22 protein-coding genes are annotated in these 20919 nt (G+C 68.7%); 14 read left to right on the forward strand and 8 right to left on the reverse strand.

What is annotated here, in order from left to right; all coding sequences use genetic code 11:
- Nucleotides 1–4: 4 nt before the first annotated feature.
- Both QRN16_RS11010 and QRN16_RS11015 read right to left on the reverse strand, forming a co-directional pair.
- Entirely contained in the window at nucleotides 5–271 is a 267-nt protein-coding gene (locus QRN16_RS11010; RefSeq protein WP_285186613.1) for a hypothetical protein, read from the reverse strand.
- A 48-nt stretch (nucleotides 272–319) separates the two neighbouring features.
- Nucleotides 320–847, reverse strand: a complete 528-nt coding sequence (locus tag QRN16_RS11015) for a DUF4190 domain-containing protein (RefSeq protein ID WP_285186616.1) — start codon at nucleotides 845–847, stop codon at nucleotides 320–322.
- 118 nt (nucleotides 848–965) lie between these two features.
- Between QRN16_RS11015 and QRN16_RS11020 the strand changes: the two genes are divergently transcribed.
- The 4 genes from QRN16_RS11020 (at nucleotide 966) to QRN16_RS11035 (ending at nucleotide 6705) form a co-directional block, all read left to right on the forward strand.
- Nucleotides 966–1781: an alpha/beta fold hydrolase gene (locus tag QRN16_RS11020; protein WP_285186617.1), complete on the forward strand. Its 816-nt coding sequence runs from the start codon at nucleotides 966–968 to the stop codon at nucleotides 1779–1781.
- Nucleotides 1782–1824: 43 nt separating this feature from the next.
- Entirely contained in the window at nucleotides 1825–2220 is a 396-nt protein-coding gene (locus tag QRN16_RS11025; RefSeq protein WP_222632294.1) for an OsmC family protein, read from the forward strand.
- A 191-nt stretch (nucleotides 2221–2411) separates the two neighbouring features.
- A complete protein-coding gene (gene lon / locus QRN16_RS11030; RefSeq protein ID WP_285186620.1) occupies nucleotides 2412–4730 on the forward strand; it encodes an endopeptidase La in 2319 nt (772 codons plus the stop codon).
- 100 nt (nucleotides 4731–4830) lie between these two features.
- Nucleotides 4831–6705 (forward strand): ABC transporter ATP-binding protein, encoded by a 1875-nt coding sequence (locus tag QRN16_RS11035; RefSeq protein ID WP_285186622.1) that lies wholly within the window; start codon nucleotides 4831–4833, stop codon nucleotides 6703–6705.
- Nucleotides 6706–6715: 10 nt separating this feature from the next.
- Here QRN16_RS11035 and QRN16_RS11040 read toward each other — a convergent pair whose 3' ends face one another.
- Entirely contained in the window at nucleotides 6716–7924 is a 1209-nt protein-coding gene (locus QRN16_RS11040) for a lipase family protein (RefSeq protein WP_222637912.1), read from the reverse strand.
- A 193-nt stretch (nucleotides 7925–8117) separates the two neighbouring features.
- Nucleotides 8118–10391 carry an ATP-dependent DNA ligase gene (locus QRN16_RS11045; protein WP_285186626.1) on the reverse strand — a complete coding sequence of 758 codons (2274 nt, stop codon included), beginning with the start codon at nucleotides 10389–10391 and terminating at the stop codon, nucleotides 8118–8120.
- Between the two features lie 109 nt (nucleotides 10392–10500).
- On the opposite strand from QRN16_RS11045, the gene QRN16_RS11050 reads away from it, so the two are divergent.
- The gene (locus QRN16_RS11050; RefSeq protein WP_056442173.1) at nucleotides 10501–10929 is read left to right on the forward strand and encodes a type II toxin-antitoxin system Rv0910 family toxin; all 429 of its coding nucleotides are present in this window, start codon (nucleotides 10501–10503) and stop codon (nucleotides 10927–10929) included.
- Nucleotides 10930–10932: 3 nt separating this feature from the next.
- Nucleotides 10933–11304 carry an SdpI family protein gene (locus QRN16_RS11055; RefSeq protein ID WP_285186628.1) on the forward strand — a complete coding sequence of 124 codons (372 nt, stop codon included), beginning with the start codon at nucleotides 10933–10935 and terminating at the stop codon, nucleotides 11302–11304.
- Between the two features lie 51 nt (nucleotides 11305–11355).
- Here QRN16_RS11055 and QRN16_RS11060 read toward each other — a convergent pair whose 3' ends face one another.
- The 3 genes from QRN16_RS11060 to QRN16_RS11070 are packed head-to-tail and all read right to left on the reverse strand — an operon-like array spanning nucleotide 11356 to nucleotide 13069.
- Nucleotides 11356–11787 carry a hypothetical protein gene (locus QRN16_RS11060; RefSeq protein ID WP_027506090.1) on the reverse strand — a complete coding sequence of 144 codons (432 nt, stop codon included), beginning with the start codon at nucleotides 11785–11787 and terminating at the stop codon, nucleotides 11356–11358.
- Nucleotides 11780–12160, reverse strand: coding sequence for a hypothetical protein (locus tag QRN16_RS11065; protein WP_027506091.1), 381 nt, complete (start codon nucleotides 12158–12160; stop codon nucleotides 11780–11782). The genes QRN16_RS11060 and QRN16_RS11065 overlap by 8 nt, the downstream gene beginning before the upstream one ends.
- Before the next feature lie 12 nt (nucleotides 12161–12172).
- A complete protein-coding gene (locus tag QRN16_RS11070) occupies nucleotides 12173–13069 on the reverse strand; it encodes a DUF3626 domain-containing protein (RefSeq protein WP_285186632.1) in 897 nt (298 codons plus the stop codon).
- A gap of 170 nt (nucleotides 13070–13239) precedes the next feature.
- Between QRN16_RS11070 and QRN16_RS11075 the strand changes: the two genes are divergently transcribed.
- The 8 genes from QRN16_RS11075 to QRN16_RS11110 are packed head-to-tail and all read left to right on the forward strand — an operon-like array spanning nucleotide 13240 to nucleotide 20637.
- Nucleotides 13240–13764, forward strand: a complete 525-nt coding sequence (locus tag QRN16_RS11075) for an MSMEG_0572/Sll0783 family nitrogen starvation response protein (RefSeq protein WP_027506093.1) — start codon at nucleotides 13240–13242, stop codon at nucleotides 13762–13764.
- 12 nt (nucleotides 13765–13776) lie between these two features.
- Complete coding sequence (locus tag QRN16_RS11080; RefSeq protein WP_285186635.1) at nucleotides 13777–14850, forward strand: MSMEG_0568 family radical SAM protein; 1074 nt, start codon at nucleotides 13777–13779, stop codon at nucleotides 14848–14850.
- A 1-nt stretch (nucleotide 14851) separates the two neighbouring features.
- Nucleotides 14852–16249: an MSMEG_0567/sll0787 family protein gene (locus QRN16_RS11085; RefSeq protein WP_285186637.1), complete on the forward strand. Its 1398-nt coding sequence runs from the start codon at nucleotides 14852–14854 to the stop codon at nucleotides 16247–16249.
- Nucleotides 16246–17154, forward strand: coding sequence for a carbon-nitrogen hydrolase family protein (locus QRN16_RS11090; RefSeq protein ID WP_037185976.1), 909 nt, complete (start codon nucleotides 16246–16248; stop codon nucleotides 17152–17154). Before QRN16_RS11085 ends, QRN16_RS11090 begins: the two co-directional genes overlap by 4 nt.
- A complete protein-coding gene (locus QRN16_RS11095) occupies nucleotides 17147–17431 on the forward strand; it encodes an MSMEG_0570 family nitrogen starvation response protein (protein ID WP_056441075.1) in 285 nt (94 codons plus the stop codon). The genes QRN16_RS11090 and QRN16_RS11095 overlap by 8 nt, the downstream gene beginning before the upstream one ends.
- Nucleotides 17428–18681: an MSMEG_0569 family flavin-dependent oxidoreductase gene (locus QRN16_RS11100; RefSeq protein ID WP_037185980.1), complete on the forward strand. Its 1254-nt coding sequence runs from the start codon at nucleotides 17428–17430 to the stop codon at nucleotides 18679–18681. The genes QRN16_RS11095 and QRN16_RS11100 overlap by 4 nt, the downstream gene beginning before the upstream one ends.
- A 7-nt stretch (nucleotides 18682–18688) precedes the next feature.
- Complete coding sequence (locus QRN16_RS11105; protein WP_285186639.1) at nucleotides 18689–19552, forward strand: carbon-nitrogen hydrolase family protein; 864 nt, start codon at nucleotides 18689–18691, stop codon at nucleotides 19550–19552.
- Nucleotides 19534–20637 carry an MSMEG_0565 family glycosyltransferase gene (locus tag QRN16_RS11110; protein ID WP_027506097.1) on the forward strand — a complete coding sequence of 368 codons (1104 nt, stop codon included), beginning with the start codon at nucleotides 19534–19536 and terminating at the stop codon, nucleotides 20635–20637. Before QRN16_RS11105 ends, QRN16_RS11110 begins: the two co-directional genes overlap by 19 nt.
- On the opposite strand, the gene QRN16_RS11115 is transcribed toward QRN16_RS11110, so the two are convergent.
- The gene (locus tag QRN16_RS11115; RefSeq protein WP_155957046.1) at nucleotides 20638–20787 is read right to left on the reverse strand and encodes a hypothetical protein; all 150 of its coding nucleotides are present in this window, start codon (nucleotides 20785–20787) and stop codon (nucleotides 20638–20640) included.
- Nucleotides 20788–20919 lie beyond the last annotated feature (132 nt).

Raw genomic sequence — 20919 nt, forward strand, 5'->3', positions numbered from 1 at the left:
AGGCTCATTCCTGGCGAGCGGTCTGCTTGTCGTCCTTGTCGCCGGCGGTCACGTCGCGCGGACTCGGGGCGGGCAGATCCTTGCCCTCGTCCACGGCGGCCTCACTCCGATCGAGGGTCGGCGCCGGCTCGGCCTCGGCATGGTTGTCGAACTCGCGCACGGCCTCGTCGCGCTCGTCCGGACCCTGCGCAGTGTCCGCACCCGTGCCCTTGGACTCCTCGCGCGGGTCGATGGATGCGGTGTCGACGGGCTCGTTCACGGAATCACTCATGAGCACCGGTGTGCCCGATCCACCGCGCGGTCAACCCTTCCGCACCTGTCACGGCGTCGGAGCGGGCGTCAAGGTCACCGAGAACTGGTTCTCCAGATTGTCGGTGAACTGCTGCTGGCACTGCTCGACCCGTGTCGCGTCGCCACCGGCGTCGCTGAGGCAGGTCGCGAGGTCACCGACTCCCACCTCGTTGAACACCCATACGGTCAGGGCGATGAACACCGCGCCACCGATGATGCCGAGGACACCCAGCACCAGCCCCGTCGTGGCGACGCCGCCGTTCGTGGCTTCGCGGCGCTTGACTCGGCCGCGGCCGAGCACGCCGAGCACCACGGCGATGATGCCCAGGAAGATGCCGAATCCGAAGGTCCAGAAGGCCAGGATCGACAGGATGCCGAGAATCAGCGCCGCGATTCCCACGCCGTTCTTCGGGCTGACCGGGGGCTGGCCGTAGCCGCCGGGTGGTGGGTACTGCCCGCCGGAACCGGGCTGCTGACCGTACTGAGGCTGCTGGCCGTACGGGGGCTGCTGACCATATTCGGGCTGCTGGCCGTACTCGGGCGTGGGACCGCTCACTGGTCTCTCCTGACGGGCGACTCGGCTGGTGTCTCGCACTGTAGCGCCGGACGGCACCTTCGGCGTGAGTGCGTGATCGCACCGTTACCGCAGGTGTCCGGTGGGGTATCTCAGCAGGATGAGTACGTGGACCGTCAGCGACGGCACAGTCCTGCACTACACCGACCAGGGAACGGGACGGCCGCTCGTGATGCTGCACGGGTGGGGATTCAGCGGCCGCTTCTTCGACGGCAGTGTCGATCGGCTCGCCGAGTACGCCCGCGTGATCACCGTCGATCTGCGCGCTCACGGTGACTCGGAGGATCCGGGCCACGGCTACCGGGTGTCGAGGTTGGCCAAGGACCTCCGCGATCTGCTCGTGGGGTTGGAGCTGACGGACGTCACCGTTCTGGGGTGGTCGCTGGGCTGTCCGGTGATCTGGAGTTACCAGGAGTTGTTCGGCACCGACCTGTTGGCGCAGGCGATCTACGTCGCGCAGACTCCGCGGCAGTACCGGACGCCCGAGTGGACCCTGGCGCACACCAGCATCTTCGACGACGCGTCGCTGGCCGCGGTGCAGGGCCGTGTGACGTACGACCGCGAGAACTTCGACCGCGAACAGCTCGACGAGATCACCGCCACCGACCTCCCCGCCGAGCGTGTCGAGGTCCTCCTCGCGGAGATGACGAAGATCTCCTCGGAGGCGCGCAACGCGGTGATGGCGGACCACACCCATCACGACTGGCGTGATCTGCTGCCGGCACTCGAGCTGCCGTCGCTGGTCATGGTGGGCAAGCACGACAAGGCGTTTCCGTGGGAAGCGGCACAGTACGTGGGTGACACGATTCCCGGCGCGCGCACCGTCGTGTTCGAGAACAGCAGTCACGCACTGTTTCTCGACGAGCCGCGGAAGTTCGAGGACGAGGTGCTCGGCTTCCTCGCCGAGCACTCTTGACCTCGGTGGTTTGCGGACAGCGGTTCGCGGACACCCGGCAGGCATGAGTCAAGACCTGTACACCGCCACTGTCACCGCCACCGACGGATCGATCTCCTCGAGCGACGACGTGCTCTCCCTCGATGTCCACGAGCCCTCCGACCTCGGGGGTCCGGGTGGGGCGACCAACCCCGAACAGTTGATGGCCGCTGCGCTGAGCTCGTGCCTGCTCGAGTCGCTGCGCATCGCAGTCGGTACCGCGGGTGGATCCCTCGAGGGTGCATCGGTGGAGGGACAGGTGACGCTGTCCTCCGCGGACGGCGCGGGCTACGACGCGGCCTACCGCCTCGGCGTGACACTGCCGGGCGTCGACAACCCGGGCGACGTGCTCGAGCAGGCACGGTCGATCTGCCCGTTCCTCAAGACCGTCACCGGCGTGGACGTGACGCTCAGCGAGTGAGCGCCGCCGGCTGACCGTTCCCGCGGGTGTTCCGCCTCGCCGTAGTGGTTGCAGCCGCTGCGGGAGCATGGAATGCCTGCGGGAACCACTCTCGGGCCCGCCATGTCCGCCTCCAGCGAACGCCCTCATCTGCGGGAACACCGGGGCCCACCGCCAAGTTGAGCTGATCACGCTGAACTTTGGAGGACCCCATGAGCGAATCGACTCGCCTGCCCGTTCTGTTCCTGACCGACCCCGTCGTCCTGCCCGGCATGGTCGTGCCGGTCGAACTGGACGACGCTGCCCGCGCTGCGGTCGACGCCGCGCGGACCAGCGCCGACGGCACTCTGCTGATCGCCCCACGACTGGACGACCGCTACCCCGCCTACGGCGTCGTGGCGACGATCGTGCAGGTCGGCCGTCTCGCGACCGGTGAGCCGGCTGCGGTGCTGAAGGCGGAGAAGCGTGCGCACATCGGGTCCGGCGTGAGCGGCCCCGGCGCGGCCCTCTGGGTGGAGGCCGAGCTCGTGTCGGAACCCGAGCCCACCGAGGAGGTGCGCGCGCAGGCGGCCGACTACAAGAAGCTGGTCCTCGCGATGCTGCAGCGTCGCGACGCCTGGCAGGTGATCGACACCGTGAACCGGATGACGGATCCGTCTGCGCTGGCCGACACCGCCGGTTACGCGTCGTGGCTCACCGACGTCCAGAAGCGGCAGTTGCTCGAGACCCCCGACGTGGCGACCCGACTCACCGTTCTCACCGGCTGGATCACCGACCACCTCGCCGAGATCGAGGTGACCGACAAGATCGCGGGCGATGTCCGCGACGGTATGGAGAAGACGCAGAAGGAGTTCTTGCTGCGGCAGCAACTCGCGGCCATCCGCAAGGAGTTGGGCGAGGGCGAGCCCGACGGTGCCGACGACTACCGCGGACGCGTCGAGTCCGCAGACCTGCCCGACTCGGTTCGTGAGGCGGCGCTGCGCGAGGTGGGCCGGCTGGAGCGCTCGAGCGATCAGAGTCCCGAGAGTGGTTGGATCCGAACGTGGTTGGACACGGTCCTGGAATTGCCGTGGACGCTGACGACCGACGACAGCACGGACATCGTGGCAGCGCGCGCCGTTCTCGATGCCGACCACCACGGACTCGACGACGTGAAGGACCGCATCACCGAGTACCTGGCCGTCCGGTCGAGGCGCGCTTCACGCGGTCTGACGGTGGTGGGCGGACGTGGATCCGGTGCCGTCATGGTGCTGGCCGGTCCTCCCGGCGTCGGCAAGACCTCGCTGGGCGAGTCGGTGGCGAAGGCTCTGGGCCGCAAGTTCGTTCGCGTCGCCCTCGGTGGCGTGCGCGACGAGGCCGAGATTCGCGGACACCGGCGTACGTACGTCGGAGCCCTGCCGGGCCGGATCGTGCGTGCGATCGCCGAGGCAGGCTCGATGAATCCCGTCGTCCTGCTGGACGAGATCGACAAGATCGGATCGGACTTCCGCGGTGACCCCGCGGCGGCGCTGCTCGAGGTCCTCGATCCGGCTCAGAATCACACGTTCCGTGACCATTACCTGGACCTCGATCTCGACCTGTCGGACGTGGTGTTCCTGGCGACCGCCAACGTGATCGACCAGATTCCGACAGCGCTGCTGGACCGTATGGAACTGGTGACCATCGACGGCTACACCGAGGACGACAAGGTCGTCATCGCACGGAACCACCTGCTCCCGCGGCAGGTCGACCGCGCTGCACTGACCGATGCCGAGGTGACCGTCACGGACGCTGCACTCCGCACGATCGCCGCCGACTACACCCGTGAGCCCGGTGTCCGTCAGTTCGAGCGACTGCTGGCGAAGGCGTTGCGCAAGGTGGCGACCGTGCTGGCGCAAGACGAGCGGCCCATCACCGTGGACGAGCCCGATCTGGTCACCTACCTCGGACGGCCCCGCTTCACCCCCGAGGCACACCAACGCACCGAGGTCCCCGGTGTCGCGACGGGCCTGGCCGTGACCGGTCTGGGCGGCGACGTCCTGTTCATCGAGGCGAGCTCGACGGGTGACACCGCCGGCCTCACCCTCACCGGTCAGCTCGGCGATGTCATGAAGGAGTCGGCGCAGATCGCGCTCTCCTACGTGCGGTCGCACGCGGCGGAACTCGGGGTGGACCCCACGGCGCTGGACAAGGCGATCCACATCCACGTGCCGGCAGGCGCCGTACCGAAGGACGGCCCGTCCGCGGGCGTCACGATGGTCACCGCGCTGGTGTCGATGGCGACGGGCCGTCCCGTGCGGTCCGACGTCGGCATGACGGGCGAGGTCTCCCTGAACGGTCGGGTACTCCCGATCGGTGGGGTGAAGCAGAAATTGCTCGCCGCTCAGCGCGCCGGACTCACCACCGTGTTCGTTCCCGCGCGGAACGAGCCCGATCTCGACGACGTGCCGGCCGAGGTACGGGCTGCCGTCGACGTCCGGCCCATGTCGGACGTCGCCGATATCGTCGCCCAAGCCCTCGAACCTGCGCGGGAGCAGGTCGCCGCGGCCTGACCACGGAATGAGCGGGGCAGCGCGGGGGTTGCCCTCAGTGCAGGTGAACGGGCCGCGCCGTGGGTGTGCAGAGATCGTGACGAGTAACAGGAGGTTCCACATGAGTATGGAAATGACCGCGTGGAACCAGATGTACCGATCGATGCACACCAACGGCGACGATCACCGACCGTTCTCCCGGGTGACCGTGCGGCGGATCATGGTGTTCGCGCGGCCCCTGCGCTCCCTGCTCGTCGGGTTCCTGATCCTCAGCGTCGTCGCGGCGGTCCTGGCCGTCGCGACGCCCGTGCTGGCCGGCCGTGTCGTGGACGCGATCGTGCAGGGCAGCGCGTACGGGACGGTCCTCGTACTGGCCGTCATCATCGCGGTCGTGGCGTTGCTCGATGCCGGTACGGGGCTGGTGAACCGGTGGCTCTCGGCGCGGATCGGCGAGAACCTCATCCTCGACCTCCGTACTCGCGTGTTCGACCACGTGCAGAAGATGCCCATCGCCTTCTTCACACGCACGCGCACCGGTGCCCTGGTCTCGCGGCTGAACAACGACGTCATCGGGGCGCAGCGCGCCTTCAGCGGCACGCTGTCGGGTGTCGTCAGCAACCTCGTGACGTTGCTGCTCACCCTCGTCGTCATGCTCGGGATCTCCTGGCAGATCACCCTGCTGGCACTGTTGCTGTTGCCGATCTTCGTGCTCCCGGCCCGCAGGATGGGCACTCGGCTCGCCCGTCTGCAGCGTGAGGCCGCCGCGCACAACGCGGCCATGTCGACGCAGATGACGGAGCGTTTCTCCGCTCCCGGCGCGACGCTGATCAAGCTGTTCGGACGCCCCGATCACGAGTCGGCCGAGTTCGCGCTTCGAGCGGGCCGCGTCCGCGACATCGGCGTGCGGTCGGCCATGGTCCAGACCGTCTTCGTGACGGCGCTGACCCTCGTGTCCGCGCTGGCACTCGCGCTCGTCTACGGCCTCGGTGGCTTCTACGCGCTGCGGGGGCAGCTCGACGCAGGGTCGGTCGTGACTCTCGCGCTGCTTCTGACCAGGCTGTACGCACCGCTCACCGCACTGGCGAGCGCCCGCGTCGACATCATGAGCGCCGTGGTGAGCTTCGAGCGGGTCTTCGAGATCCTCGACCTCGATCCGCTCATCACCGACAAGCCCGACGCCCGCGCGGTTCCGGAGGGCCCGGTCACCGTCGAGTTCGACGACGTCCGCTTCGCCTATCCGTCGGCCGACAAGGTGTCACTGGCGTCTCTGGAGGACGTGTCCGTCCTGGATGCTCGTGGCGGCGAGGAGGTGCTCCACGGAGTGTCCTTCCGCGCCGAGCCCGGACACATGGTGGCCCTGGTCGGCTCGTCCGGTGCAGGAAAGTCGACCATCGCGCAGCTCGTCTCGCGGCTGTACGACGTGGATTCCGGTGCCGTGCGCATCGGCGACGTCGACGTGCGGGATCTGACGGCCGAATCGATCCGTCGCACCGTCGGCATGGTGACGCAGGACGGCCACCTGTTCCACGAGACGTTGCGGTCCAATCTCACCCTGGCGCACCCGGATGCGACGGAGGAGGAGATCTGGTCCGCGCTGCGGCGTGCGCGTCTCGAGGAGCTGGTGCTGTCGCTGCCGGACGGCCTGGACACCGTGGTCGGCGAGCGCGGCTTTCGCTTCTCCGGTGGTGAGCGTCAACGTGTCACCATCGCCCGCCTGCTGCTGGCGCGTCCCACCGTCGTCGTGTTGGACGAGGCCACCGCGTCACTGGACTCCACTTCCGAGGCCGCGGTGCAGGAGGCACTCGCCGAGGCACTGGAGGGACGGACGTCCATCGTCATCGCGCACCGGCTCTCCACCATCCGGGCGGCCGATCTCATCCTGGTCATCGAGAACGGCCGCGTCGTCGAGCGCGGTACGCACACCGAACTGCTGGCGAACTCGGGTCGTTACTCCGAGCTCTACCGCACGCAGTTCGACGAACCGGTCCGCGCCTGACCCTCCGCGATCAGCAGGTGCTGGGTGCAGGCAGGCCGGCGAAGCGATCGTTCAGCCACTGCAGTGCGGACGGCAGCCCGAGCAACGCGCCACTGAGGTGATCGGGTGTCGGGGTGAGCAGCGTCTGCACTCGAGCGCCGGCGCTGCAGTACCGGGCGGTGGTGCTGTCGATGGCTTCGACGGGGATGAGCCCGTCGGTCGGGCTGTGCCACTCGAAGATCGGTGCGCGCGGAACGCCGGGGTAGAGCTCGACACTGTTCTCTTCCACGACGGCACGGCCCTGCGGATCCGCGAACACCGACTTGTTCGCGGTGATCTCCGCGGCGCTGTGGTTGGCGCCCACGGCCAGGATGTCGTTGGTGCAGGAGTCGGCGATCTGATTCATCATCGACGTGCCCTGGGGAGTCAGGTTCTGCGACACGGGCATCCGGTCCGGGTACTCGCGACCGAGACCGATCGCCGCAGCCAGTGCCAGCCCGAACACGGGGTGCGGTGTGTTCTCGCCGAGCATGTAGGCCATCTTCAACAGGTTCATCGGAACGCCACCCTGGGCGCTGCCCACGATGTTCAACTCGGGTGCGTACGAGGGTGCCAACGCGGCTGCCCAGGCGGTGGCCATGCCGCCGCCGGAGTAGCCGCCCATGCCGACGGGGCTGTTGCGCAGCTGCAGCGGATCGAAGTTCTTGGCAGCGCGGATGCCGTCCAGCGTGATCTGACCGCCCAGCTTGGCGGCACCGTAGGCACTGTTGGGGCCGAGGTGGTCCGGCATCGAGACCGACCAGCCGCGGGTGAACACCGCGTTCAAGGCGGCGGCGTCGCGGATGACGACGTTCGGGTCGGTCGACCACAACGCCTGCGAGGGCGCGCACTTCAGGCCGAGAGCATTGACGATCTGCTGGTAGGAGAGCAGCGGGCCGTCGGGCGCCTTCCCCAGCGGGACGAAGACGGTGGTGACACCGACGATGGGGTTGCCCTCGCTGCCGGTGCTGCGGAACGCCAGTTGCCACGTCGACACGCCGATGAAGTTGGGCGGGTTGGGCATCGGACGGCTGGCGAGGATCGTGCCCGGTGCGAGCCCGGAGATGTCGCCCGGCGCGGAGTAGAACGGGTCGGCACTGGGGGTCGGGTACTGGGCGTCTGCGGCGGCGGTCCCCGGAAGGGCGGCAGCGACGACGGCTGCGGTGACCACGGCGAGCACGAGGCGACGAATGGATCTCACTGGAACACTCCTACGAACCGACTGTGCGGTTATCGAACGACAGCCACATTGAACACTGCCCGAGCGCACGGTTCCACTCGGGAAACGGCGCCCCGGCCCCGTGATCGAACCGTAAGCAAGCGACACGACGGCGACAACCGTATTCGAGGGTTCTTGTGTAAGGTCCAAACTTTGCCCACTCGAGTGGGAGCGCTCAGTCCTCGCGGTGAACGTCCTCGACGGTCTTGTCCTCACGCAGGCCCCGCCAGCTCGGATGGCGCAACGAGCCGCCGTCCGTCCACTCGAAGAACCGCACCTCGCCGACGACGGTGGGGGCCACCCACGTCGCATCGCGGCGGTCGGCGGTGGGGAGAGGTTCGTCGAACGGTGACTCGTCGACGACGCTCGGGCGCAGCAGTGTCAGCAGGTCCGCGCGCTGGCGCTCGGTGAACCCGGTGCCGACGCGCCCGACGTAGTGCAGTCCGTTCTCCGACGGGATGCCGAGCAGGAGCGACCCGATGCTCCCGGTGCGGGAACCCTTGCCGGCGCGCCATCCGCCGATGACCACCTCCTGCGTCCGCCAGTTCTTCACCTTGATCCACGAGGTGCTGCGTCGGCCCACCTCGTAGGTCGAGTCCCGCCGCTTCGCGACGATGCCCTCCCACCCGCGGCGTTCGCTCTCGGACAGTGCTCCCGCCGCTGTGCCGGGCAGGAGCGGCGAGACGGTCGCCGTCTCGAGGCCGGTCAGGAGCAGCTCGAGGATCTTGCGCCGGTCGGTGAACTTCTTGCCCGTCAGATCCGTGCCGTCGAGGTGGAGGATGTCGAAGCAGATGAACTGCACGTCGTCGGGATGCGCGTCCTGCAGTGCCTGAAAGCTGGTGACTCCGTCCGCGCGGTAGACCACGGCCTCACCGTCCAGTACGACCGCATGGTCGGACAGATCCGCGGCGAGCGCCGTGATCCCCGCGTAGCGGCGCGTGAGGTCCTGTCCGGTCCGACTCTCGAGCACGACGTCCCCGTGGTCGAGGGTCGCGACGATGCGGACGCCGTCCCACTTCCCCTCGAACGACCACTCGTCGGCTTCGAGTCCGGACAGCGTTCCGGCGGACGCCAGCATCGGCCGCAGGTGCTGGGGCAACTCCGTGCGTGTCGGCTGGGGGCGCGATGTCATCCGGTGCACGAGCCACTGGTCCCGGTCGGTCCGGATCAGTGCGTACCGACCCGCGACGCGCTCACCCGCGAGTTCGACGATGACCTCGTCGTCCCGCCACTTCTCGGTGGTGAAGGTGCCGTGATCCCAGACGCTCACCTCGCCGCCGCCGTACTCGCCCTGCGGGATGGTCCCCTCGAAGGATGCGTAGTCCATCGGATGGTCCTCGGTGTGCACGGCGAGATGGTTCTTCTTCTCGTCCGTCGGCAGATTCTTCGGAACCGCCCACGAGACCAGCACGCCGTCGCGCTCGAGTCGGAAGTCGTAGTGGAGTCGACGTGCGTGGTGTTCCTGGATGACGAAGATCGGGTCCGCGGATTCCCGAGTCGTCGATGTCGTCGGGACGGGTTCCGGTGTGCGCGAGGCAGTCCGCTTGCCGCGGTACGGACCGAGGCTGTCGGTGATCGTCGACGCCTCCGGCTCCGGATCGAGGCCGGCGAGCAGATCGCCGTCCCGGTGGAAGCGAGCGAGCACCTCCTCGAAGCTCAGTTGGGCGAGACCGCCGCCGGAGAGCTCGTCCCACGTCCGCGGAGCCGCGACGGTAGGGCGGTCGCGTCCGCGCAGCGAGTACGGCGCGATGGTGGTCTTCTTGCCGTTGTTCTGACTCCAGTCCAGGAAGATCTTCCCGGGCCGCAGAGCCTTCGACATCGACGCGGTGACCAGATCGGGCATCTTCTCCTCGAGAAGCTTCGCAACGCGTTTCGCGACGGTCGAGGCACCGGACGACGAGACCGGCTTCTCCAGCGGGACGTACAGGTGTATGCCTTTGCTACCACTGGTGAGGGGGTGGGCGGTGAGCCCGATGTCGGTGATCATCGCCCGTACCTCACAGGCCACGGTCGCGCAGGTGTCGAGGTCGACGCCCTCGCCCGGATCGAGATCGAAGACGATGCGGGTGGCTTTGCCCTGCTCGTCGCCGTCGAAAGTCCATTGCGGCACATGGGCTTCCAGCGCAGCCTGCTGTCCCAGCCACGCGAGATCGGCGGCGGTGTGGAAGACGGGGTAGACCACGACGCGGTCCGAGTGGTGCAGACGTCGTCGATCGAGCCAGTCCGGAGCCGACGCGGCGAGGTTCTTCTCGAAGAACGAGCCTGCCTGGACCCCGTTCGGCCATCGCTTCCGCGTGACCGGGCGTCCGAGAAGGTGGGGGAGCATCGCGGGCGCGATGTCGACGTAGTAGTCGATCACCTCGCCCTTGGTGGTGCCCGTCTCCGGCCACAGCACCTTGTCGACGTTGGTCAAGGCGATCTGTCGCCCCGCGACCTCCAGCGATGCCATGGGTTCAGGATAGATTGCGTGCTTCGCGAGCTGGGTATGTTCGAGAGCGGTGCCACGCTCGGTGGCAGGACCCGCGCGCGGGACCGACGAGGCAGGAAGCGAGGGCCGCGTGGCCGGAGTGAACGTGACGGTGGATTCGACGATGACACCGGACGAGGCGTGGGCCAGGGCGTCCGATCTGTCCAGCTTCCAGGAGTGGATGACCATCTTCGGTGGATGGCGCAGCCCCGTGCCGGACACGTTGAAGGAAGGCGTCACCATCGACTCGCTGATCAAGGTCAAGGGTTTCCGCAACGTGATCACCTGGACGATCACCGAGTACGACAAGCCCTACGAGATCGCGCTGCTCGGCAAAGGCAAGGGCGGCATCAAGATCGATCTGAAGATGTCCGTCGCGCCGAAGGGCGCCGGATCTGAGTTCACCCTCGACGCGAACTTCCGCGGCGGGTTGCTGTCCGGCCCGATCGGCGGGGTCGTCGCGAAGGTGCTGGAGTCGGACGTGCGCACGAGTGTGACCAACCTGGCGAAGCTGGGGTAGTTCGTGGAACCTGCTCCGGTGCTGTCACTTCTCGTCGGGGTGGTCCTCCTCGGGTCCCTGTCGCTCGTGATGCGGACGCCGGGCACGAACGTGGACGTGAATTCGGCCGTGGGATTGCGCACGAAGGCGACGACGGCATCCCGCGATGCCTGGCGAGCCGGTCATCGAGCTGCCGCGGCGCACTTTCTCGCCGTCGGTGTCACCGCTGTCGCGGTCGTCGTTCTGACGAGCACGCTCTGGCTGATCGCGTCGATCACCGAGGCCGACATCGGGCCCGCGGTGGTTTCGGTTCCCGCCGCAGGTCTCGCGGTGCAAGCTGTGATCCTGGTGGCCGCCACCGTGCGTGCGGACCGGGTGGCCAAACGTCACGCGTGATTCCCTACCCACTGCGAGGAGGCTCGTTCGTGTGGCCGCAGCGCGGACGAATCAGCCCTTCCCCGCCCTACCGGTGTCCGTCCGGCGCAGCCACCACAGCGCCGCGATCGGCAGGATCACCGGGATGAACAGGTAGCCCGATCCGAAGTGCGACCACACCGTGGGCTCCGGGAACTCCTGCGGCACGGCGTAACTGGCGATCGAGACGGCGAGCACACCGACTATCTCGACGACGCACGAGATGGTCGCGATGCGGCGCGACACCACGGAGGCTCGTGCGAGACACACGGTGCCGACGATGTAGACCAGGGCGGCGAACGCGGACAGCAGGTACGCGACAGGTGCGTCGTCGAACCGGGTCCCGATCTGCACCGCCGAGCGCGACGCGGCGGCGACGGAGAACAGGGCGTAGAGGGCGATGAGGACGCGCCCGATGCCGGACCGGGTGGCCGTCTGCAGGTCCGTGCGTGCGGTGTCAGGCATGGCCGGCCCAGATCTGGTTCAGACGCAGCACCATCACCGCGAGGGTGAGGGTGACGACGATCAGGACGGCGGTGCCGCCGCGACTGCGGTCCCCGAGGGACCACCACACACCGATCGGCAGCAGCAGCGCGAGACCGATGAGGTACGCGCCGAAGGTGACGGTGTGCACATCGCGGTCGGTGGTGGCCAGGGCGACGAAACCGACCACGGCCTGCGCGAGCACGAGCAGCTCGATGCCGACGAGGAACCGGAAGAACACGCGGTCACCGCGGTTCGCGAGGAGCAGCGCCTGATTGCGGATCAGCTTCACCAGTGCCCAGACCGCGGCGACGAGTGGCAGCACGTAGAGGGCGACCGTGATGGGTGTGAGCATGGTGAGCCCAGTTTATCCCCGTCCGATTCGTCCCTCGGCAGGTGAGGTTGCGGCCCCCGGACGGTCGGACCAGTCGTGTCCGAAGCGCGCGACGCAGTGCCAGAGCTGTTTGATGTGCTGATCGTCGTGCTCACCGGTGTTCGCGGCCTGACCGACGATGCACGCGGTGAGACGCCCGTCTCTCGCCACGGACCGTGCGAGGTCGGCGATGTGTGGTCCGCGGTAGTCGGCGCAGTGATCGAACCGACTCGATGTCAGCTCGAACCCGTGGTGCCACCGCACCGGAACGGGTGCCCGGCATACGATCGCGTCCAGCTCGGTCCCGCGGAACGACGGGTCGAGAACGAGTGCCTCGACATCGGTGTCGAGTCGTAGCGGTCCGTGGACATGGGCCTCGATGTAGTCGTCGAGCACGTCGACGTCGTGGTGGGAGAGTGCCGTCTCGACGAGTGGCATGCGCTCACCGGTGCCGAAGGCTGTCGGCTCGTGGACGGAATCGGGGTAGCAGAAGGTCGTCCGGGGCAGCACGTCTCCGCGGAGCACCAGGTGGGAGGAGCCGAAGCGCACCGATCCGCCCGCAGGCACCAGGCGGTGATTCAGCGAGCCGTAGATCGGGCGCTCCGATGCCGGGCCGTGGTCGTACGCCCCACCGAACATCCGGGACTCCCATGCGTGGCGACGACCGCCGGGCGCAGGATCGAACCCGCCGTTGCTCGTGCCGGTGACGAACTGCGATCGGTACAGGTTCTCCTCGATCAGCACCTCGAGCAACGGTCGGCCGGCCACGAGCCGATCGGGATGGAAGTGCACGGTCACTCTCGTCGCCGGCGGCACGGGTGGGCCCGCCTCGACTCGCGACGCGACGTGCGCGAGTGCGAGGAGGCGTCGGGCACCCGAGGCGTCGACCACACTCCGACGGTAACGCGGCGGTGTGTCGCCGGGGTTACGCGAGTGAGCAGGACGAAACAGGGCGTTGTTCCGCGGGTGACCATCCGGACATCGAGCGGGCCTGTACTGGTGTCAGCGGGACGGACGTCTCCGCACCCGAGTACTTGCTCACTCATCTTCCGGAGGTTCCCGTGGCCGCGTTCGATCAGACCATCCTCGACAACATGTCCGCCTCACTCGCCGAGATCCCGCACCCGTCACTCCCCAAGGGCAGCAACATCTACGGCGGAACCAAGATCTTCCCGGACTACAAGGCGGAGGACGGCGAGTCGTACTTCACCCTCGTGCACGGCATCGCCCACGAGTCGTCGGTGAGCTTCGTCGCCGTGCTGCAGGCGACGCGCGCTCTGCGCAAGGGCTACGAGTCGGCGATGTACTTCTACGGTCCCGGTGCCATCAACTGCCTGGCGACCCGCGGCTTCCCCACCACCGGAGACTCCGGTTTCCCCGGCGAACAGAACATCAACGACGCTCTCGCGACGTTCATCTCGGAGGGCGGCACCGTGTTCTGTTGCCGATTCGGGCTCGCGCTGCACGGCGGCCGCGAGGAAGACCTCATCGAGGGCGTCGTGCCCGCGCACCCGCTGGACGTGCAGGACGCGTTGATCCACTACGCCCGCAAGGGCGCGATCATCAACTCCACGTACATGGTCTGAGGTGAGACGGCGATGTCCGACGTTCGACTGAAGACCAGGAACCACCGGGTCGATCTGGCCCTGCTCGGCATCCGTGGGACCCCACCGGTGCGCCGCACCGCGGGTGCGGGACCGAGCGACGACGGCCACGTGAGCATCGACGGACTCGGTGCAGCGCTGCCCCGCAATCCGTCGAGCCCCTACGTCCTGGACGGCGATCGGGTGCTGTTCGACGGGGACGACATCGGACTGGACATCGCCGCCATCGCCCGGCCGGCCTTCTACGACCTCACCACCGACGACGGTGTGCCCTACGAGAAGCTCGCCAAGCTCCACGGCAAGGGGGTGCTGGCCACGACCGTGGTCCAGACCTGCATTCGCTACGACGAGTCGCAACGGTGTCGGTTCTGCTCCATCGAGGAGTCGTTGCGCAGCGGCGCCACCGTGGCGGTGAAGAAGCCCGCCGATCTCGCCGCCGTGGCCGAGGCGGCGGTGCGACTCGACGGCATCACCCAGATGGTCATGACGACCGGGACCTCGGCGGGCCGAGATCGCGGGGCGTTGCACCTGGCACGCTGCGTCCGCGCGGTGCGCACCGTGCTCCCCGACCTGCCGATCCAGGTGCAGTGCGAACCGCCCGGTGATCTCGCGACCCTCACCGAGTTGTACGACGCCGGCGCACGGTCCATCGGTATCCACGTCGAGTCCCTGGACGAGGACGTGCGGCGCCGCTGGATGCCGGGCAAGGCGTCGGTCTCGCTCGACGAGTACCGCGCGGCATGGGCGGAGGCGGTGCGTGTCTTCGGACACAACCAGGTGTCGACATATCTGCTGGTCGGGCTCGGCGAGGACCCGGACGAGGTGGTTCGCGGCGCCACCGAGCTGATCGCGATGGGGGTCTATCCCTTCGTCGTCCCGTTCCGGCCACACCCGGGGACCCTCGCGGTGGACGTCGACGGGGCCGGGGCGCCGTCCGCCGAGCTGTTGACGGACGTGAGCACTCGGGTGGCCGCGGCACTGGTGGACGCGGAGATGCTGGGGACCGACCAGAAGGCCGGGTGCGCAGCGTGTGGTGCGTGCAGCGTCCTGCAGACGATGGGTGGCTGACATGAGCACCGAACTGTCGATCCTCACCGGGGCACCCACCGTCGGCGCTGCCCCGTTCCTCGTCCGGCCGGCCGAGTCGGCGGCCGATCTCGCCGCCTATCACCGTCTTCGACGCGAGTCGTTCGTCGTCGAGCAGGGCTTGTTCTCGGGTACCGACCGGGACGACGTCGACGACGATCCGCGCGCGGTCGTCCTTCTCGCGACCGCCCCCGACGGCACCGTCCTCGGCGGGGTCCGGGTGGCTCCCTGCACGGACGTCGACCTGGGATGGTGGTCGGGCAGCCGCCTCGTCGTCGCGCGGGAGAAGCGTAGCCGCGCAGTGGGACCCGCTCTGATCCGAGCCGCCTGCGCTCATGTGGAGACGGCCGGGGTGGTGCGGTTCGACGCCACCGTGCAGTCTCGCCACGTCCCGATGTTCACGGCGCTCGGGTGGACCGCCACCGGCCCCACCGTGCTGGCCGGCGCCCCGCACGAGACGATGCGCTGGACCATCGACACGGTGGCACGTCTCGTCCGGTCGACCAAGGCCGTGCTCGCAGGTGTGCTGGCGCCCCTGGCCACTGCGCCACTGGGGTTGGGGGCGAGTGGTTTCCGAGGCGACGACGGAGTGCCGGTGCCCGGCTCCGACATCATCGCCGCGTGCGACGCCATCGTGCCGTCGATGGTCGAGCGCGACCCGGAGTGGGCCGGATGGTGTGCCGCCCTGGTGAATCTGAACGATCTGTCCGCCATGGGTGCGACCCCGGTGGGCATGCTGGACGCCGTCGGCGCTCCGACGACGTCGCTCCTCACCCGCGTGATCCGGGGCCTCGCCCGCGCCGGTGACGCGTGGGGGGTTCCCGTGCTCGGCGGCCACACCCAGGTGGGTGTGCCGGCGGCGCTGTCGGTCACGGCACTCGGACGGACGTCGTCGCCGGTGCGTGCGGGCGGCGGTGAGGTCGGTGACGAGCTGAGTCTCACCGCCGACCTCGGGGGCGGCTGGCGACCCGGTTACCACGGCCTGCAGTGGGACTCGACCTCCGCACGCTCCGGGTCGGACCTCCGCGAGATGGGCTCGTTCGTGGCCCGGGCAGCTCCTCGTGCGGCGAAGGACGTCAGCATGGCGGGGCTCGCGGGCACCGTCGGCATGCTGGCCGAGGCATCCGGTACGGGCGCCGAGATCGACGTCGCCCGCATACCCCGACCCGGCGGCGCCGACCTCGGCCGATGGATCACGTGCTTCCCCGGGTTCGCGATGATCACCGCGGACCGCCCCGGACGTCGGCTCCCGCCGGCCGGTCCGGCGACATCGGCCGCCTGCGGCCGCCTCACCTCGGAGCCGGGAGTCACCTTGCGGTGGCCCGACGGCGCCACCACCTCGGCGGTCTCCGCCGCAGTCACAGGATTGGGACCAGCATGAACGACGTAACTCTCTCGGTGGCGTCCGAGCGCTTCGGCCGCGACATGGACGAGTCGTACGCCACCATCGAGCGCACCATCGCGGAAGCACGGCGACGCGGCAGCGCGCTGCTGGTCCTGCCGGAGGCGTGCCTCGGGGGCTACCTCCCGAGTCTGGGAGGCGGAGACGAGTCGGAGGAGAAGCGCCGCACCCGGCTGCAGAACCTGCCGCCGGCCCTCGAGCTGGACGGTCCGGAGATCGCGCGAGTGTCGGCGATGGCCGGGGACATGGTGGTGACCTTCGGGTTCTGTGAGGCGGACGGTCTCACGCGGTACAACGCCGCGGTGACGGTGCACGGTGACGGGGTGCTGGGCTCGTACCGCAAGGTGCACCAGCCACTGGGCGAGAACCTCTGCTACTCGGCGGGATCCGAGTACCGCGCCTTCGACACCCCGGTCGGCCGGATGGGCATGCAGATCTGTTACGACAAAGCGTTCCCCGAGGCGGCGCGGGAGATCGCACTCGACGGCGCCGAGATCATCACCTCGCTGTCGGCATGGCCGACCTCGCGAACGGGTCGTGCTCCGAACATGGCCGACGATCGATGGAAGCTGCGCTTCGACATCTACGACCAGGCGCGAGCACTGGAGAACCAGGTCGTCTGGATCGCGTCCAATCAGGCGGGGTCCTTCGGGTCGCTGGACTTCGTGTGCAGCGCCAAGATCGTCGGTCCGGGAGGGGAGATCCTCGCCGGCACGGGCGTCGAACCCGGCCTGGCGACAGCGACTCTCGATGTGCAGAAGGCGATCGCGGCGGCTCGCGGAGGTGGCATGTACAACCTGCGGGACCGCCGTCCGTCCGTGTACGGGACCCTCGTCGACGGCGACAGCATGTCACGGGTGGACCGGGTGATGAGCCGTGCCTGAGATGACCTTCACCGTCCAGTGGCCCAACGGGTGCCGCCAACAGTGCTACTCACCGTCACTCGTCGTCCGTGACCATCTCACGGTCGGGACGCGCTACGAGATCGCCGACTTCGTGCAGCGCAGTCGACTCGCGCTCACCGAGGCCAGTGACCGGGTGCGGGCCAAGTACGGCTTCGCGTGTACCTCGGCAGCGGCGACTCTGCGCGAGATCGAGACCACCGCAGCGGCGTTCGACCGCGGCACCGTGCACGTGCTCGACCTGGGAGGAGCGCGATGACCGAGCATCACACCGTGATCGTGATCGGCGCGGGCCAGGCGGGGCTGTCCATGAGCTGGCACCTGACCCGACGCGGTGTCGACCATGTCGTCCTCGAACGGGACACCATCGCCCACGAGTGGCTGGACGGGCGGTGGGACAACTTCACCCTGGTGACACCGAACTGGCAGTGCGTCCTGCCCGGGTACGCCTACGACGGCGACGATCCCGACGGATTCATGACCCGAGACCTGGTGTACGACTTCGTGCGGCGCTACGCCGACTCGTTCGGCGCTCCGGTCCGCGAACACGTCGCGGTGCTGTCGGTGCAGCAGGCACCCGGCGGCGGCCACGTCGTGTCGACCTCCGCCGGGTCGATGACCGCGGATCAGGTCGTGGTGGCCGTCGGTGGCTACCACGTCCCGTCGATTCCACGCCTCGCCGAGCGAGTGCCGGAGACGATCACGCAGATCCACTCGTCGGGGTACCGCAGCGCGGCGGCGCTTCCTCCGGGCGGGGTCCTGGTGGTCGGTACCGGGCAGTCCGGCGCGCAGATCGCCGAGGACCTGCACCTCGAGGGCAGGCAGGTGCACCTCGTCGCAGGGTCCGCGCCTCGCGTCGCCCGCTTCTACCGCGGACGGGACTGCGTCGCGTGGCTGCAGGACATGGGGGTGTACGACGTGTCGATCTCCGAACACGCCGGCGGACTCTCCAAGCGGGAGAGCACGAACCACTACGTGACCGGGCGGGACGGCGGACGCGACATCGACCTGCGTGCCTTCGCGCTGGACGGGATGCGGCTGTACGGGCGGTTGACCGACGTCGGTTCGGACGGTGTCCTGCGTTTCGCGCCGACTCTCGAGCAGTCACTCGACGCGGCGGACGCGGTGTCGGAGGGCATCAAGAACGACATCGACGCCTACATCACCAGGGCGGGACTCGACGCTCCCGTCGAGGAGCGCTACACACCGGTCTGGCGGCCCGAGTCGGAACCCACCGAGCTCGATCTCGAGGCGGCGGGCGTCACGTCCGTCGTGTGGGCCGTCGGCTTCCGCCGGGACTACCGCTGGCTGAAGGTCGGGGTGTTCGACGGTGAGGGCCACCCGGCTCACACCCGCGGTGTGACCGCGGCGGAGGGCCTGTACTTCCTGGGTCTGCCATGGCAGAACACCTGGGGCTCGGGCCGATTCGCGGCGGTGGCACGGGATGCGGAGTACCTCGCGGAGCAGATGTCCCCGGCGGTCGGCGCCCGCGTGCCCGCGGCGGTCTGACCGCGAGATGGCGCCGATCCGGGCGGCGGCGCTCGCGGGACACTTCGGCCGTGACGTCGAGCGGTCCGTCGAGAAGATCGTGGGCATCATCGAGCAGGGCCATCAGCGGGGCATCGACCTGTTGGTCATGCCCGACGCCTGCCTCGGCGGTTACCTCGGTGATCTCGCGCGGCCCGATCTCGAGGAGCTGCCGCCGGCGCTCGACGAGGACGGACCCGAGCTCGCGGCGATCGCTGCTGCGGCCGGTGCGATGACCGTGTGCGTGGGCTACACCGAGAGGGCGGCCCTGGTCCGTTACAACGCCGCCGTGTGCCTCACGGGCGACGGTGTGTTGGGTCGTCATCGAAAGGTGCACCAACCGGCGGGGGAGTCGTTGGCCTATGCGGCGGGAGATCGGTTCTCGGCGTTCGACACGCCGGTGGGCAGGATGGGCATGCTGATCGACTACGACAAGACATTCCCCGAGGCGGCGCGCACCTTGGCTCTGGACGGTGCGCGCATCATCGCGGCGCTGTCGGCGTGGCCGGCCAGTGTGACGGACAGGGCGTCGAAGTTGGCCAACGACAGACAGTCTCGCCTGTTCGACCTCTACGACGCCGCCCGGGCAGCCGAGAATCAGGTGGTGCTGCTGTCGTCCAATCACACGGGGGTGACGGGATCTCTGCGCTTCCTCGGGCAGGCGAAGATCGTCGGTCCCGGCGGCGAGGTCCTGTGCCGGACGCGAGACAAGGGTGGCCTGGCGTGCTGCGACATCGACGTGGACGCGGAGGTGGACCGGGCCCGTCGGGTGCTGCGTCACCTCGACGAACGACGACCGGACACCTACCACTCACAGGCATCGAAGGAGACCACGTGCGTGTCGCCCTCCTGACCTACTCGACGAAACCGCGAGGGGGAGTGGTCCACACCGTCGAACTGGCGGAAGCACTGGCGCGCGCGGGAGCGGACGTGACGGTGTGGTCCCTGGCGCGCGGCGGCGACGAGGGCTTCTACCGTGCGATCGATCCCGCGGTGACGGTTCGTCTCGTTCCGTTCCCGGCGCGCGAGGACGAGTCGGTGGGCGATCGCATCCTGCGGTCGATAGCACTGATGCGCAGTGCATTCGACCCGGGTGACGCCGACGTCGTGCATGCCCAGGACTGCATCACCGCGAACGCCGTCGGACGCTGTGTCCGCACGATCCACCACCTCGAGGAGTTCACGACACCGGAACTCGCCGCCTGCCACGAGCGCGCGGTCGTCGAGCCCCTCGCCCGCATCTGTGTCTCGCGCGCCGTGGCCGACGAGGTGCGTGCGGGATGGGGGCTGTCGCCGACGGTCATCCCCAACGGGGTCGACCATGCTCGGTTCGCGGCGGCACGCGGCGACGAGTGGCGCACCCGTCTCGGCCGATACGTCCTCGCGGTCGGTGGCATCGAGCCGCGCAAGGGGAGCATCGACCTGCTCGAGGCCCACGCCGCGCTTCGAGAGCGGTGTCCGGACGTGGGTCTGGTGTTCGCCGGCGGTGAGACGTTGTTCGACTACCGGGGGTACCGGGCGGAGTTCGACACCCGACTCGCGGAACTGGCGGGCAGGCCGGAGGCCGGTCGGTCGACAGGCGACGAGGGGCCCGTACCGCGGGTGCTCGGCACCGTCGACCACGACGTGCTCCCGTCTCTTGTCGCGGGCGCGTCGGCATTCGCGTTCCTCTCCACCAAGGAAGGCTTCGGGCTGGCCGCGATGGAGGCTCTCGCCGCCTCGGTTCCCGTCGTGGTGCGGGACCTCCCCGTGTTCCGCGAGGTGTTCGGGGACGCGGTGCGCTACGGCGGCGACGCGGAGGGGACGGCTGCCGCACTCGAGGACGCTCTGACGTCGGACGACCGTGCCGCTGCCGGGCGCGCACTGGCTGCCCGCACGAGTTGGGACGACGCCGCGGCCGCTCATCTCGCGTTCTACGCAGGGCTCGCGCATCGCTGATCAGCGCAGGGGCGATGTGCCCGCGTCGTCGGGTCCGTCGTCGGGGAGGTGTCCCGGCGACGTGGTGTCGACCGTCGCGTCGAAGAACAACTGGACGAACGACAACGGAGCCGCGCGTTGCTCGCTGTCCCGCTCGGGCTCGTCGGACATGGTGGCACTCCCTTCTCGACGTGGATCGCCGGACCAATCATCTCAGATTCTGAATAGTTGAACAACTGAGAGATATACCGGTGTCGAGGGGAAAATGATGTGATCCACTTCTCAGGGCTCGGAAACTATGTT

The organism is Rhodococcus sp. MEB041 (assembly GCF_030208955.1).
Lineage (GTDB): Bacteria > Actinomycetota > Actinomycetes > Mycobacteriales > Mycobacteriaceae > Rhodococcoides.

Bases quoted from the DNA above. Each gene is read 5' to 3' on its own strand.
- QRN16_RS11035 (WP_285186622.1), top strand. From the start codon at position 4,831: ATGAGTATGGAAATGACCGCGTGGAACCAGATGTACCGATCGATGCAC.
- QRN16_RS11105 (WP_285186639.1), top strand. From the start codon at position 18,689: ATGGCGCCGATCCGGGCGGCGGCGCTCGCGGGACACTTCGGCCGTGAC.
- QRN16_RS11060 (WP_027506090.1), bottom strand. From the start codon at position 11,787: ATGCCTGACACCGCACGCACGGACCTGCAGACGGCCACCCGGTCCGGC.
- QRN16_RS11115 (WP_155957046.1), bottom strand. From the start codon at position 20,787: ATGTCCGACGAGCCCGAGCGGGACAGCGAGCAACGCGCGGCTCCGTTG.
- QRN16_RS11025 (WP_222632294.1), top strand. From the start codon at position 1,825: ATGAGTCAAGACCTGTACACCGCCACTGTCACCGCCACCGACGGATCG.
- QRN16_RS11085 (WP_285186637.1), top strand. From the start codon at position 14,852: ATGAGCACCGAACTGTCGATCCTCACCGGGGCACCCACCGTCGGCGCT.
- lon (WP_285186620.1), top strand. From the start codon at position 2,412: ATGAGCGAATCGACTCGCCTGCCCGTTCTGTTCCTGACCGACCCCGTC.
- QRN16_RS11100 (WP_037185980.1), top strand. From the start codon at position 17,428: ATGACCGAGCATCACACCGTGATCGTGATCGGCGCGGGCCAGGCGGGG.
- QRN16_RS11010 (WP_285186613.1), bottom strand. From the start codon at position 271: ATGAGTGATTCCGTGAACGAGCCCGTCGACACCGCATCCATCGACCCG.
- QRN16_RS11020 (WP_285186617.1), top strand. From the start codon at position 966: ATGAGTACGTGGACCGTCAGCGACGGCACAGTCCTGCACTACACCGAC.
- QRN16_RS11090 (WP_037185976.1), top strand. From the start codon at position 16,246: ATGAACGACGTAACTCTCTCGGTGGCGTCCGAGCGCTTCGGCCGCGAC.
- QRN16_RS11065 (WP_027506091.1), bottom strand. From the start codon at position 12,160: ATGCTCACACCCATCACGGTCGCCCTCTACGTGCTGCCACTCGTCGCC.
- QRN16_RS11080 (WP_285186635.1), top strand. From the start codon at position 13,777: ATGTCCGACGTTCGACTGAAGACCAGGAACCACCGGGTCGATCTGGCC.
- QRN16_RS11045 (WP_285186626.1), bottom strand. From the start codon at position 10,391: ATGGCATCGCTGGAGGTCGCGGGGCGACAGATCGCCTTGACCAACGTC.